Source organism: Pseudomonas sp. CFSAN084952 (assembly GCF_009648855.1).
Lineage (GTDB): Bacteria > Pseudomonadota > Gammaproteobacteria > Pseudomonadales > Pseudomonadaceae > Aquipseudomonas > Aquipseudomonas paracarnis.
This window is the reverse complement of sequence record NZ_CP045767.1, coordinates 3367986-3380476: the sequence shown is the minus strand read 5'-3', so window position 1 is coordinate 3380476 and position 12491 is coordinate 3367986. Positions and strand designations below refer to the sequence as shown.

Genomic DNA, 12491 nt, shown 5'->3' with positions numbered 1-12491 from the left:
AACTGAATGCGGAGTACCGAACATGCCAAAGATGAAAACTAAAAGTGGTGCTGCTAAGCGGTTTCTGAAAACTGCTAACGGCATCAAGCACAAGCACGCTTTCAAGAGCCACATCCTGACCAAAATGTCGACCAAGCGTAAGCGTCAACTGCGCGGTAGCAGCTTGCTGCATCCGTCTGACGTGGCAAAAGTCGAGCGCATGCTGCGCCTTCGTTAATTTTGGTTCAAGAATAGAGGAAGTAACTCATGGCTCGTGTAAAGCGTGGCGTCATGGCCCGTAAGCGTCACAAAAAAATTCTGAAACTTGCTAAAGGCTACTACGGCGCGCGTTCACGCGTATTCCGTGTTGCCAAGCAAGCGGTAATCAAGGCAGGCCAATACGCCTACCGCGACCGTCGTCAGAAAAAACGTCAGTTCCGCGCTCTGTGGATCGCTCGTATCAATGCTGGTGCACGTGTTAACGGTCTGTCCTACAGCCGTTTCATCGCTGGCCTGAAAAAAGCGTCCATCGAAATCGACCGTAAGGTTCTGGCTGAACTGGCCGTGAACGAAAAAGCGGTGTTTGCTGCGATTGTCGAGAAAGCTAAAGCCTCCTTGGCTTAAGTACCCCCGACAGTCACCCTGGGCTACTCCTGTGGCCCAAGGTGGTAAACGTCATAAATAGGGGAAGAGCCTTCAAGCTCTTCCCCTATTTTGTATCTGGAGTCTGTACATGGAAAACCTGGACGCGCTCGTCGCCCAAGCCCTTGAGGCTGTGCAAAGCGCTGAAGATGTAAATGCCCTGGAGCAAATCCGGGTTCACTACCTTGGCAAGAAAGGTGAATTGACTCAGGTGATGAAGACCCTGGGAAATCTGCCTGCTGAAGAGCGTCCGCAAGTCGGTGCGCTGATCAACGTCGCCAAGGAGCGTGTCACAGAGGTTCTCAATGCGCGCAAGGCGTCGCTCGAGGAGGCCGATCTTGCGGCCAAGCTCGCCGCCGAGTCCATTGACGTGACCTTGCCTGGTCGTGGCCAGGCCTCGGGCGGTCTGCATCCGATCACCCGGACTCTGGAACGTATCGAACAGTTCTTTACCCACATCGGCTACGGCATTGCCGAAGGCCCTGAGGTCGAAGACGACTACCACAACTTCGAGGCGCTCAACATCCCAGGCCATCACCCGGCCCGGTCGATGCACGACACCTTCTATTTCAACGCCAACATGCTGCTGCGCACCCATACCTCGCCGGTACAGGTCCGCACCATGGAAGCGAACAAGCCGCCGATCCGCATTGTCTGCCCAGGCCGTGTGTACCGTAGCGACTCGGATATCACCCATTCCCCGATGTTCCACCAGGTCGAAGGCCTGCTGGTTGATCGCGATATCAATTTCGCCGACCTCAAAGGCACCATCGAGGAATTCCTGCGGGTGTTCTTCGAAAAAGAGTTGGCGGTACGTTTCCGTCCTTCGTTCTTCCCGTTCACCGAGCCATCGGCTGAAGTCGACATGGAATGCGTGATGTGCAGCGGTAAAGGCTGCCGTGTGTGCAAGCAGACCGGCTGGCTGGAAGTGATGGGCTGCGGCATGGTTCACCCCAACGTGCTGCGCATGTCCGGGGTCGACCCGGAAGAGTTCTCGGGCTTTGCCTTCGGCATGGGCGTTGAGCGTCTGGCCATGCTGCGTTACGGCGTGAACGACTTGCGTCTGTTCTTCGACAACGACTTGCGGTTCCTCGCGCAATTTCGCTAGTCGTAACGAATCTTTAGGAGAGCAGGATGAAATTCAGTGAACAATGGCTGCGTGGCTGGGTAAGCCCGCAGGTAGATCGCGACGAGCTGGTTGCTCGTCTGTCGATGGCCGGTCTTGAGGTCGATAGCGTTACGCCGGCCGCCGGTGTTTTCAGTGGTGTGGTGGTGGGCGAGGTGTTGAGCACCGAGCAGCACCCGGATGCCGACAAATTGCGTGTGTGCCAGGTCAGCAACGGTTCGGAAACCTTTCAGGTCGTATGCGGAGCGCCTAATGTGCGCCCGGGCCTGAAGATCCCGTTCGCCATGATCGGCGCCCAGTTGCCGGGCGACTTCAAGATCAAGAAGGCCAAGCTGCGCGGCGTTGAATCCAACGGCATGCTGTGCTCCCAGGCCGAGCTGCAAGTAGGTGAGGGCAATGATGGCCTGATGGAGCTGCCGGCCGACGCGCCAGTGGGTCAGGACATTCGTGCTTACCTGGAGCTGGAAGACGCCAGCATCGAGGTCGACCTGACCCCCAACCGCGGCGACTGCCTGTCCCTGGCTGGCCTGGCCCGTGAAGTGGGCGCGCTGTACAACGCACCTGTCACTCGTCCAGTGGTCGCTGCCGTACCGGCGGTACACGACGAAGTGCGCTCGATTGAGGTACTGGCACCAAACGCCTGCCCGCGTTACCTGGGGCGTGTGATCCGTAACGTGGACCTGTCCAAGCCAACCCCGCTGTGGATGGTCGAGCGCCTGCGTCGTGCCGATGTACGCAGCATCGACGCCGCCGTCGACATCACCAACTACGTGATGCTGGAACTCGGCCAGCCGTTGCATGCGTTTGATCTTGCCGAAATCAATGGCGGCATCCGCGTGCGTATGGCCGAAGAAGGCGAGAAGCTGGTGCTGCTCGATGGCCAGGAAGTCAGCCTGCGTGCCGACACTCTGGTCATCGCCGACCACGCTCGCGCCCTGGCAATTGCCGGCGTGATGGGTGGTGAGCACAGCGGTGTATCCGCGACCACCCGTGACGTATTCCTTGAAAGCGCGTTCTTCGACCAGATCGCGATCGCTGGCAAGGCTCGTTCCTACGGCTTGCACACCGATGCGTCGCACCGCTACGAGCGTGGCGTGGATTGGAAACTCGCCCGTGAAGCCATGGAGCGCGCCACCGGCCTGCTGCTGGAAATCACCGGTGGCGAAGCCGGCCCGATCACCGAAACCGTCAGCGAACAGTACCTGCCGTCGATTGCGCCGATCACCCTGCGTGCCAAAAGCGTTGAGCAGATGCTCGGCCTGGTCATCGAACCGGCTGAAATCGAGCAACTGCTGTCCGCGCTCGGCCTGGGTATTTCCGCGGGCGGGGAAGGGCAGTGGCAAGTTGCAGTACCTAGCCATCGCTTCGACATCAGCCTGGAAGTCGACCTGATCGAAGAGCTGGCGCGCCTGTACGGTTACAACCGCCTGCCGGTTCGCTATCCGCAAGCACGCCTGGCACCGCAACCCAAGGCCGAAGCGCGTGCGCACTTGCCTGAACTGCGTCGCCTGCTGGTTGCCCGTGGTTACCAGGAAGCCGTGACCTATAGCTTCATCGATCCAAAGCAGTTCGAACTGTTCAACCCTGGTGTTGAGCCGTTGCTGCTGGCCAACCCGATCTCCAACGATATGGCTGCCATGCGTTCGTCGCTGTGGCCAGGCCTGGTGAAGGCGCTTTCCCACAACCTGAACCGCCAGCAAGACCGCGTGCGTCTGTTCGAAAGCGGCTTGCGTTTCGTCGGCCAGCTTGATGGCTTGAAGCAAGAGCCGATGCTGGCGGGCGTCGTTTGCGGCAGCCGTCTGCCAGAAGGCTGGGCGCAAGGCCGTGAGGTCGTGGACTTCTTCGACGTCAAGGCAGACGTGGAAGCGGTGCTCGGCTTTGCCGGTGCGTTGGACGCCTTTACGTTCGTGCCGGGTAGCCACCCAGCCTTGCATCCAGGCCAGACTGCACGTATCGAGCGTGAAGGTCGCTTGGTAGGCTTCGTGGGCGCCATTCACCCAGAACTGTCGAAAACCTTGGGGCTGGACCGTCCAGTCTTTGTGTTTGAGCTAGTCTTGGCTGAAGTTGCGTCGGGCAAGATGCCTAAATTCAGCGAGTTGTCGCGCTTCCCTGAAGTGCGTCGCGACCTGGCCCTGATTGCCGACCGTGAAGTCGCTGCCACTGCAGTTCTGGATGTAATCCGTGAAAATGCAGGGGAATGGCTGACAGACCTCAGGCTATTTGACGTCTATCAGGGTAAAGGCATTGATCCGCATAGAAAAAGCCTTGCAGTTGGCTTGACCTGGCAGCATCCATCGCGCACTCTTAATGACGATGAGGTGAATACCACGACGCAAAATATCCTCACCTCGCTCGAACAAAGGTTGAACGCCACGTTAAGGAAGTGACGTATGGGGGCTTTGACGAAAGCTGAGATGGCGGAACGTCTGTACGAAGAGTTGGGTCTGAACAAGCGCGAGGCCAAGGAATTGGTCGAGCTGTTTTTTGAAGAGATCAGACACGCTCTGGAAGACAACGAACAGGTCAAATTGTCCGGTTTCGGCAATTTTGACCTGCGAGACAAACGCCAGCGGCCTGGCCGCAATCCAAAAACGGGAGAAGAAATCCCGATCACGGCTCGCCGTGTGGTCACCTTTCGTCCAGGGCAGAAGTTGAAGGCCCGAGTTGAGGCTTATGCTGGAACCAAGTCATAACGACGAGCTACCCGTCATCCCAGGCAAACGCTACTTCACCATTGGTGAAGTCAGCGAGCTGTGTGCGGTAAAACCGCACGTGCTGCGCTATTGGGAGCAGGAGTTTCCTCAACTCAACCCCGTCAAACGCACCGGGAACCGTCGGTATTATCAGCGCCAGGACGTGCTGATGATCCGACAGATCCGCGCGTTGCTGTACGACCAGGGGTTCACCATCAGCGGCGCACGTCAGCGTATGTCCGGTGATGAAGCCAAAGACGACACTACCCAATACAAGCAACTGATCCGCCAGATGATCTCCGAATTGGAAGATGTACTGGTGGTGCTGAAAAAATGATTCAAGCTTTAAAAATACTTCCACATTTCAAAAGCTTGCGGTATATTCCGGTTCGCTTCGTTAAGAAGCGAACCCAGTAACACGCCTAGTCGGGGCGTAGCGCAGTCCGGTAGCGCACTAGCATGGGGTGCTAGGGGTCGAGTGTTCGAATCACTCCGTCCCGACCATATTATTCAATGACTTAGGCCAATGTTCACAGCATTGGCCTTTTTCATGTGCGTGACATTTGCGTGACTTGTCGTTTTTTCACGCCTGCTTCCTCTTCAAGATTGTCAGCACCGGTCCGCGAGAATCGGTTGCTGATACCATATTCGCAGCTTCAATCAGATGCCCGAGCTCAGCGCCCGAGTAGTGACTGGTGATGCTGCCGTTCTTGTGCCCCAAAAGGGCCTTGCGGTCTTCCTCAGTTACGCCTGCTGCGCGTAGCCGACGGCCAAACGTGTGTTTAAGGTCATGGATCCTGATGGATGCATACCCAGGGTGAGCGGGGCGAAGGTTTTCCTCCTGCCAGAGCTTCGCCGCTCTCACCCGAGCCTTCTTCCAGGCCGAGTCGTTCATGCGGTGCATCGCGGTGCCGTTGTATGGGAAAACCCATTCCTTGCTGATGCCGCGCTGATTCTCGATGATCGACTTGGCCACGCTGTTCAGCACCACCAGCCTCTCGTCACCGTTCTTCACGCCAGAGCGCTCATGCCGGCCACCAAAGTCGGCCGGTATCAGAAAAACGCTGGTGCCCAGTTCCGGTACCGCAATCTCCCAATCCCATCTCAGCTTGCAGACCTCCTGCTCCCGCGTGCCGGTGTTCACTTTGAACAGCGCCATGGTTTGCAGGTGGGCCGGCAACTCGCCAAAAAGAATCGACTGCTCCGGCCATGACATTGGGTACGGCTTGCGGCTCGATTTCTTCTCTTCCAGCTTCGTGAGCATCGGCACGCTATCCAGCCATGGCCTGCGCTCATCGTCTCGCCACTTCCTGGCACACAACGACAAAACCCGAACCACACGCTCGATCGAGATATTCACCGTTCTGTTGCTGACACCTTTCTTTACCTTCCCATCTTCAAGCCTTTTCGTCGCCAACCTGTCCTTGATGAATGGCACCAGGGCATGGTCATCTATGTGGGTCAGCGGCATGTCGCCAATGAATGGGTCGAGCTGTGAAAGGTGGTGCGCGGATAGCTTGATTGAAGGCTGATCCTTGAATTCCAGCAGGAAGCGAGTCGCCGCCTCCCGCCAGGTCCTAACCTTCTTCACGCCGTATATCTTCTGCTGCCGGATCTGCTCCAGCCTGAAGATCAGGTAGCGCTCCGCTTCTTCCCGGTCACCAGTTCCAGTGCTTTCGTAAAGTCGTTCTCCGTTGATTTTCTTGTCGATATGCCAGATGCCTTTCCTTTGGGAGAGGCCTGTGATCGATTTTCGCGCCATGATTTATCTCCTTTCTGGCGCTCGCTGCGGGGCGATTGTTGCTCCGTTGCGCCTTTTTTATCAATCGCCTTTGCCTCGACGTACGCCGTGGCCCAGTCGTCCAGCTCCTGTCGATCAAAGCCAACGCCGCGCCCGCCGATCGGGAACTCGCTGACGAAGGGCCTGACGGTCTCGTCGAAAATTGCCCGGCACATGCCCAGGTATCCGGGCGCTTCCTTTGCTCGAATGAACCGCGGTATCAGTTGTTGCGCGCCCATACCTACCTCCCGCCCACCGTGGGCCGCGCTGTCTTGATGATGTGGATTGCCAGGCCAAAGCTAATCAGCAACCAGGCGCATGTGCCGGCGAAGGCGTAGAGCAGTGCCTCGGTGGTGCCGGTGTCCAGCAGGTCGATAGCGAGCCAGCCGAACCAGCCGAGTGTTCCTACCAGGTACAGCAAAGCGCCCAGCAGTATCAGGGTGAGTTTCATAGCGAACATGGGGTGTCCTTGCCGCGCTGGGCGGCAGAAGGTGGTGATGGGTTATGCGAGTGGGGCGTAAGTTTCGCCGCGACGCTCGGCAGAAGCCTTCCGGTACGTCTCGTTGGTGTAGGGTGCGTCGGGCTCACGGCGTACCAGGGTCATCTGGTATTGGGAGCCTTTGGCGCGATGCGTTCCGGCGCAATATTTCTCGATCAGGAACTGGGCGTCGTGCTTGTCGCCTTTCTCTGCCCGGCTACCCGTGCCAATCGTTCCGCCTTTCCACGAGCCTTTCTCGGGGCCGGTCTCGCCATCAAAGGCGATATCCAGCTCAACGAAAGTTCGCGTGGGGCGCAGTGCACCGAAGTACTTTTTCACCCAGCCGGTACCGATTCGGTAAACGCGCTTCTCCATATGGCAATAAGCTCGTATTTCCTGGCCGTCATAGTCCTTAAGCAAAAACACATAGCGGGGCATTGTGTCTTTGATGGCCTGAGCTTCCTTGTAGCCAAGGCGAACACCTTTGCTCTTCTCGATATGCTCAACGCCGTTTGCGTCACACAGCGCATTCAGGACCAGATCGAATTCGCGCCAAGGGAATGAAAAGTAACGAGACTTTTCGGATTGCGAGTCCATTGTGCTAGGCCCAAAATTCGTGTGAATTCCTCGGGTTTGCAGGCGGAACCCGTACTTGCGAGCGTGATACTCGAAGTAGTCGAGATGCCCAAACTGTTCAAGCCGTCGCGCTGTAGCTTCCGGGCTCAATGTAGTGAATGTGTGCTTCTGCGCCCAGGGTTTGATGATGTTGGGAAGTTTTATCCAGGCTGAATACTTCCAGACATGGATGATCAGCTTGTTCCCCGGGTAGTCGCCGTTGTCGCCGGAGTCGATGGCGATGCCGAATACGTTGTCACGCTGGCCCTTGTAGTAGAGGTCGATGAAGTTGAGGATTACGAACTTGTCTTGCCATGGGTTGGCCCGGAAAACATTGCGGGACAACCAAGCTTTGATTATTTCGAGCATGCAGGAATACCTCGCCCGCCGCTCACCGGCAGGCATGTAGGGGGATTGGGGTTAGGGCTGAGGGTTACGGTTTCCAGCTTTTGCCAACGCGAAAAACCATCATCAGGTTGTGGTGGAGAGGTACTTTGAGCACGCGGTCGAAGAACTCGCCCTTGCCGGTGATGAACCCCGTAGGCACCTTGCTTTCAGTGGTCCCGAATTCCCGCCAGCATTCTTCGCCACCGTTCTTTTCCCAGTAGGCGCGTTCTCGTTTCGGAATCTCGTCGTAGGTTTTTTCGAATACAGTGTGGTCGGGGATATCACAGATACGACGCCATGCCGGATTCTTCTTGCACCACTCTTCTGCGTGCTTTGCAGCTTGCGCAGCTGAGTAGAACTCTCCTGTTGCTTCTCTCATGGCCTTGGCCCCTTGTAGATGAAGACGTAGGCGAACCAGAGGGTGGCGATCATGGCGTCACCCGCTTGAACTCGACCACCCAGACCCACGGGTTGGCCTCCCACTCGCCGCCTGTTGATGCCCACAGATCACGAAAGGCGAATCCGGCAGGGCGCTCTACGCCGGTGGCGCGGAAGGATTCAGTTGCTTGGGTGCCTATGCCTTCGGCCAGCGCCTGCTTCTCCGTGATGTCCTGCAACCGCTCGACGCGCACGTCGGTAATCTCCAGCAGGATGCGGCAGGCGGCGCGTGGCATATGAATGCTGGGCTTGTACTTCAAGCCGAAGTCTTTCCTTGCCTCGTCGCTGTGCGATCCGGGGCGGCAGTCTGCAGCGTAGGCGTAGCGCTGAAGCGGGCCGTCCGGGTCTGGGCGATGCTCAACACCGGTACCGCGCAGATCAATGAATGTCTCGCGCACCCACAGCCGATCACTGCGCCGCCCATATGGGCATCCGCCGTACATGGCAAGCTCAGCGGCGCATTCTTGTTCAGTAGCGCCAAAAGCGGCGAAGCCCCAGCGTGGATGGTCTTGAACGACGGCAATCCACTGATGCTCGGGGGAGTCGGATTTGCTACGGCTCGGGATCTGATTGCCTTTGATCAGGCGGCGCGTGACTGTCTTTTGTCCGGACAGAATCGCGCGAACCATCGCACCGTTGAAAAGAATGGGCCGCTCTTTATGGAGTGGCTCCGGTGCCGGACGCGGCTTGGCCATTTTCGCCTGGCATCGCATGCAGCTTACAAGTTCACGGTTGTGGGTGCCGTCCCACTCAACTTCGGATTCTTCGTTCAGCCCGCAGGCCGAGAGCGACCAGCGCTCATTGTCCTGGGTGCAACCTGAGTCGACGATCAGGTGGTTTTTCCTGGCCATGGGTCGTCCTTGCCGCTATAGCGGCTGACTTTGAAGGGGGAGGTTTGTAGAGCTAAACTCAGTCTTTCACCCGATGATGGCGAAACCGAATATGAGTCGAGCAAATGGCTACCTTATTTTTTGCTACTGTTGCTTATTATTTTCAGCGGGGATTGTGTTCGGCTTTATTTTCAGTAAAGGGGGCGAGGTTGGCTTTGTAACTTTCCTTAGCGCGGCTTCGAGTTTAGCTACTGTGGGGGCTGCATTGACGGCCATTCATGCGCTGCACGCTTGGTATCCGCAGTTTAAGCATGCGGAAAAATATAAGCTCATAAAAGAATTCCAGCTTGTAACGGCAAAATCAGAGTTAGTTAGAGCCTTTATTTACGCCCTTAAGGATAGGCTGATCGAAGTCGTTGAAGCCGATCACTCCGTCGCCCCGCTATCACATGATCCGCTTCCCGACGATGAAATGAGAGCTTGGTGGCGTCATATGGATTCAATGCAGTATGCATGGCGAAACATGATCGACCTGTTAAGTGATGAAGAGACTAAGCTTTTCACGACCTCTCCCGGGATAATAGACAATATGACGAAAGATCTTGTTAGTGAAGTTATGGATCTTGCTTATGAGGAAACAGATAGCAATCGTCGGTTGAAGTTGGCTCGGCGGTCAGCTTATGGCGCGGAAATTATTGCGGCAAAATATCAAGAGCTTGAAGATGCCTCTCGCGTCCTGTTGAAAAAACTTGCCTCATAACTAATTCGTTACCAGATCATGGGCACTTACAACCGTCATGCCGAGGCGTTCGGCGATCAGGACTTCAAGGCGGGCACCCTTTGAATGCTCCCAGCCGGGCAGGGTGGCCACGGTGTCGCAGTCCATCAGGGCGGCAATGTCGCGGCGCATGCAGTCGTTCCAGGTACCGCCGTCCGGGTTGATCTCGGCGGGGTTGGTGACGGTGTGGCCGCCGGCGCGCAGGTTGGTGGTCATTGCGTGGAAGGTGGCGAAGTTGAGGCCGGGCAGTCCGGTCATGGGGCCGCTCAGGTAAATCCGTTTCACGGGGAGTCCTTGCCGGGCCATGCCCGGGCGGTGGAAGAAATCAACGGTTGCAAGCGAGTCTTTCGAATCGGCTTGAGTTACCGAAAGGAGAGGATCAGGATGGGCTCTCACTTCATTCGGAGTTACTGCAATGGGCCAAGCCAAGAACGCGATGATGGAAGAAGAGGAAAAAGAGTCCGCTGCAATCAGCATTGCGGTGAGAGCCGGCGTACTTAAGTACTGCGACAGACATTCCAATCATTACAACCCTGGAAAAGATCCCACTCCCGCTTACAAACTTGGAAATTCTCTTATAACAAGTGGCGAGGTGGGAAATTTCGACGACTCGCGTGATATGACCGATCACGTGAAGGATGTCGTCGAGTCTGCGGCAGATGAGTGCTACGCATGTGCTGATATCCGCGATCGGGATTAGGCTGCTACTGCCTGACGCTCATCCATTCGCCACGGGTCGTTGGCCCGCGCCAGCGCCGCCATTGGCGGCGGGCTGACGCTGTTGCCGCACATGTGGACCTGCTGGGTCTTGGTGAACGGCTTACCGTCGGCACCATGGCTGATGATGTAGTCGGCCGGGAAGCCCTGGGCCTTGTACAGCTCGGTTGGCTTGAGCATCCGCAGGCAGATGTCGACGATCACGTAGGGAGTGCCCTTGACCATCACCGTGACCATTGCCAGACGGTCCTTGGTGGTGATTGTCGGCGCCGGTGAGTCACAAGCGCTGATGTTCTCGGTACCGTAGTAGCTGATCAGGAACGCAGCGACCCGCAGGGCTCCAGCCTCATGCTCTGGCGAAAGCGTTAGGGACACCAGGGAACTCTTGCCCCCGCCGCCGGCTGTGATGGTGGGCGCGGGATCTTCCAGGCCCTGGCCAATGCTGCCGCCGAATGCCCGCTCCATGAATGCGCTGACCAATCCGTGGTGCTGGCCGCCGGCGCTGACGGTGTGCAGCGGGTCGTTCACGTCCCGTGCATCGCAGTTGCCGCGCAGGTGCACCAGGTTCGCCACTGCCAACTGCTGCTGGCTGCCGGTGTTGGTCACCGTGGTCATGGGTTCGTGCATGCCTTTGGCGTGCGTGGTGTTGAATCCGCCATTGGCCTGGATCATCAGCGCGGCGCTGACCGACTGACCGCCGCCGCTGGCAGTGACGGTGCCGATCGGCCCGCAGATGTCGTTCACGCCGTGGGAGCGGCGTTTGTTTGCGCCAGAGCCCTCGCCGTGCCCAGCCTGGACGATGCAGGCGGAAGCCAGCGCGCGGTGGTTCTGCGTCATCAGCGTGCCCACCGGCTGTTCCACGCCCACTGGTTTGCCGGAGTACTCCGGGCCGCCGGCCCCAACCATCAGTGGACTGATCAGCGTCAGTTCGCCGCGATTCGCGCAGGTCACTGTCGGTAGAGGTTCGAGTGGGTCGTTGATTCGGTCGCTGCCCTGGTGCGTTGCCGGTGCGATGATTGGGCTGACCACGCTGAACGCTCCGCCCTTCGGGTAGGAGGTTACGGTGCGCAGCGGCTGGTCGGCAGACTGCACCGTCTCGCCAGACCAGTTGGCGATTGGCACAATGAACGGCGCCGCGCTGTCGATAACGAACTTCTTCATGCCCTTGGCAACGCGGCGCAGTGTGGCCGGTGCCAGGTCCTTCTTGCGTCCGAATATGCTTTTGCCCAGGTCGGTGAAGTCGATGCAGTCAGCAGCGGTTTTCCACTTCTGCTGGCCCTTGAGCGGGTTTTTCGCGTGGGTCGGCTCAGGCCACACGATCGGCTGCCCATCGCACCTGGCGATCATGAACAGGCGCTCCCGGCTGGTGGGCGCGCCGAAGTCGCACGCCCGTATCACCTTCCACTCTACGACGTAGCCCATGCCTTCCAGCAGGGCTACGAAGCGGCGCCAGGTCCGGCCGCGCTGCTTCGGGTCAGGAATCAGGAACTGCTGGCCGACTGGCACGATCTCGCCAGGTGCTGCCACGTCACCGCCTAGTTTCACTACCCGGCCGGTGGCCTTGTCGCGCTTGGCGATCAGCCGGCCCCATTGCAGTATCTGCTTAACGTTCTCCAGGCTGATCACCCGGGGCCGCTTCATGCCTGCCCACTTAAGGCCGATCCACGACAGGTTACGGATTTCGCGCTTGCGCGGCTGGCCGCCGGCGGCCTGGCTGTGGTGTGTGCAGTCCGGCGACATATGAAACCATCCCACTGGCTTGCCGCCGCATTCGGTGTCCGGGTCACCCTCGAACACGTCGGTGGTGAAGTGCTGTGCGCCGGGGTGGTTCACGGTGTGCATGCTGATCGCTTGCGGGCTATGGTTCTTCGCCACGTTCACCGCGCGGCCCAGGCCCATTTCCAAGCCAGTCCCGGCGCCGCCACCACCACAGAAGAAGTCGACAACGATCTCATCGTCCTGAGGGTTGAAGCCGAGTCCGTATTGGGTTTTGAAATCGAAGGGGTTTTTCTTCTGTTGTGCGGACAT

General features: G+C 58.0%; 16 protein-coding genes and 1 tRNA gene. 9 read left to right on the top strand and 8 right to left on the bottom strand.

Features of this window, described 5'->3' with window-relative positions; translation table 11 throughout:
- The first annotated feature begins 22 nt into the window (after positions 1 to 22).
- The 7 genes from rpmI (at position 23) to GH769_RS15150 (ending at position 4944) form a co-directional block, all read left to right on the top strand.
- Positions 23 to 217: a 50S ribosomal protein L35 gene (gene rpmI / locus GH769_RS15180; RefSeq protein WP_002553160.1), complete on the top strand. Its 195-nt coding sequence runs from the start codon at positions 23 to 25 to the stop codon at positions 215 to 217.
- Between the two features lie 29 nt (positions 218 to 246).
- On the top strand, positions 247 to 603 hold the full coding sequence (gene rplT, locus GH769_RS15175; protein WP_003192488.1) for a 50S ribosomal protein L20: 357 nt from the start codon (positions 247 to 249) through the stop codon (positions 601 to 603).
- A gap of 109 nt (positions 604 to 712) precedes the next feature.
- Positions 713 to 1729 carry a phenylalanine--tRNA ligase subunit alpha gene (gene pheS, locus GH769_RS15170; RefSeq protein ID WP_153649856.1) on the top strand — a complete coding sequence of 339 codons (1017 nt, stop codon included), beginning with the start codon at positions 713 to 715 and terminating at the stop codon, positions 1727 to 1729.
- Positions 1730 to 1755: 26 nt separating this feature from the next.
- Complete coding sequence (gene pheT, locus GH769_RS15165) at positions 1756 to 4134, top strand: phenylalanine--tRNA ligase subunit beta (RefSeq protein ID WP_003192485.1); 2379 nt, start codon at positions 1756 to 1758, stop codon at positions 4132 to 4134.
- 3 nt (positions 4135 to 4137) lie between these two features.
- Complete coding sequence (ihfA, locus tag GH769_RS15160) at positions 4138 to 4440, top strand: integration host factor subunit alpha (protein WP_002553164.1); 303 nt, start codon at positions 4138 to 4140, stop codon at positions 4438 to 4440.
- Positions 4421 to 4777, top strand: coding sequence for a MerR family transcriptional regulator (locus GH769_RS15155; RefSeq protein ID WP_003174972.1), 357 nt, complete (start codon positions 4421 to 4423; stop codon positions 4775 to 4777). The genes ihfA and GH769_RS15155 overlap by 20 nt, the downstream gene beginning before the upstream one ends.
- Positions 4778 to 4867: 90 nt before the next feature.
- Positions 4868 to 4944 (top strand) — tRNA-Pro (locus GH769_RS15150).
- A gap of 79 nt (positions 4945 to 5023) precedes the next feature.
- Here the strand turns inward: GH769_RS15150 and GH769_RS15145 are convergent.
- The 6 genes from GH769_RS15145 to GH769_RS15125 form a co-directional block, all read right to left on the bottom strand.
- Positions 5024 to 6187, bottom strand: a complete 1164-nt coding sequence (locus GH769_RS15145; protein ID WP_256670328.1) for a tyrosine-type recombinase/integrase — start codon at positions 6185 to 6187, stop codon at positions 5024 to 5026.
- Positions 6073 to 6459 carry a hypothetical protein gene (locus GH769_RS29110; protein ID WP_232458773.1) on the bottom strand — a complete coding sequence of 129 codons (387 nt, stop codon included), beginning with the start codon at positions 6457 to 6459 and terminating at the stop codon, positions 6073 to 6075. Before GH769_RS29110 ends, GH769_RS15145 begins: the two co-directional genes overlap by 115 nt.
- Positions 6460 to 6461: 2 nt before the next feature.
- Positions 6462 to 6680, bottom strand: coding sequence for a hypothetical protein (locus tag GH769_RS15140; RefSeq protein WP_153649854.1), 219 nt, complete (start codon positions 6678 to 6680; stop codon positions 6462 to 6464).
- 42 nt (positions 6681 to 6722) lie between these two features.
- Positions 6723 to 7682, bottom strand: a complete 960-nt coding sequence (locus GH769_RS15135) for a hypothetical protein (protein WP_153649853.1) — start codon at positions 7680 to 7682, stop codon at positions 6723 to 6725.
- A 64-nt stretch (positions 7683 to 7746) separates the two neighbouring features.
- Positions 7747 to 8079, bottom strand: coding sequence for a hypothetical protein (locus tag GH769_RS15130; RefSeq protein ID WP_153649852.1), 333 nt, complete (start codon positions 8077 to 8079; stop codon positions 7747 to 7749).
- A 49-nt stretch (positions 8080 to 8128) separates the two neighbouring features.
- A complete protein-coding gene (locus tag GH769_RS15125; protein ID WP_153649851.1) occupies positions 8129 to 8989 on the bottom strand; it encodes a hypothetical protein in 861 nt (286 codons plus the stop codon).
- A gap of 91 nt (positions 8990 to 9080) precedes the next feature.
- Here GH769_RS15125 and GH769_RS15120 point away from each other — a divergent pair, with 91 nt between their 5' ends.
- The gene (locus GH769_RS15120; protein ID WP_153649850.1) at positions 9081 to 9728 is read left to right on the top strand and encodes a hypothetical protein; all 648 of its coding nucleotides are present in this window, start codon (positions 9081 to 9083) and stop codon (positions 9726 to 9728) included.
- On the opposite strand, the gene GH769_RS15115 is transcribed toward GH769_RS15120, so the two are convergent.
- A complete protein-coding gene (locus GH769_RS15115; RefSeq protein WP_153649849.1) occupies positions 9729 to 10031 on the bottom strand; it encodes a DUF4406 domain-containing protein in 303 nt (100 codons plus the stop codon).
- Positions 10032 to 10161: 130 nt separating this feature from the next.
- Here GH769_RS15115 and GH769_RS15110 point away from each other — a divergent pair, with 130 nt between their 5' ends.
- On the top strand, positions 10162 to 10446 hold the full coding sequence (locus tag GH769_RS15110) for a hypothetical protein (RefSeq protein ID WP_153649848.1): 285 nt from the start codon (positions 10162 to 10164) through the stop codon (positions 10444 to 10446).
- On the opposite strand, the gene GH769_RS15105 is transcribed toward GH769_RS15110, so the two are convergent.
- Positions 10443 to 12491, bottom strand: a complete 2049-nt coding sequence (locus GH769_RS15105; protein WP_153649847.1) for a DNA cytosine methyltransferase — start codon at positions 12489 to 12491, stop codon at positions 10443 to 10445. The genes GH769_RS15110 and GH769_RS15105 overlap by 4 nt on opposite strands.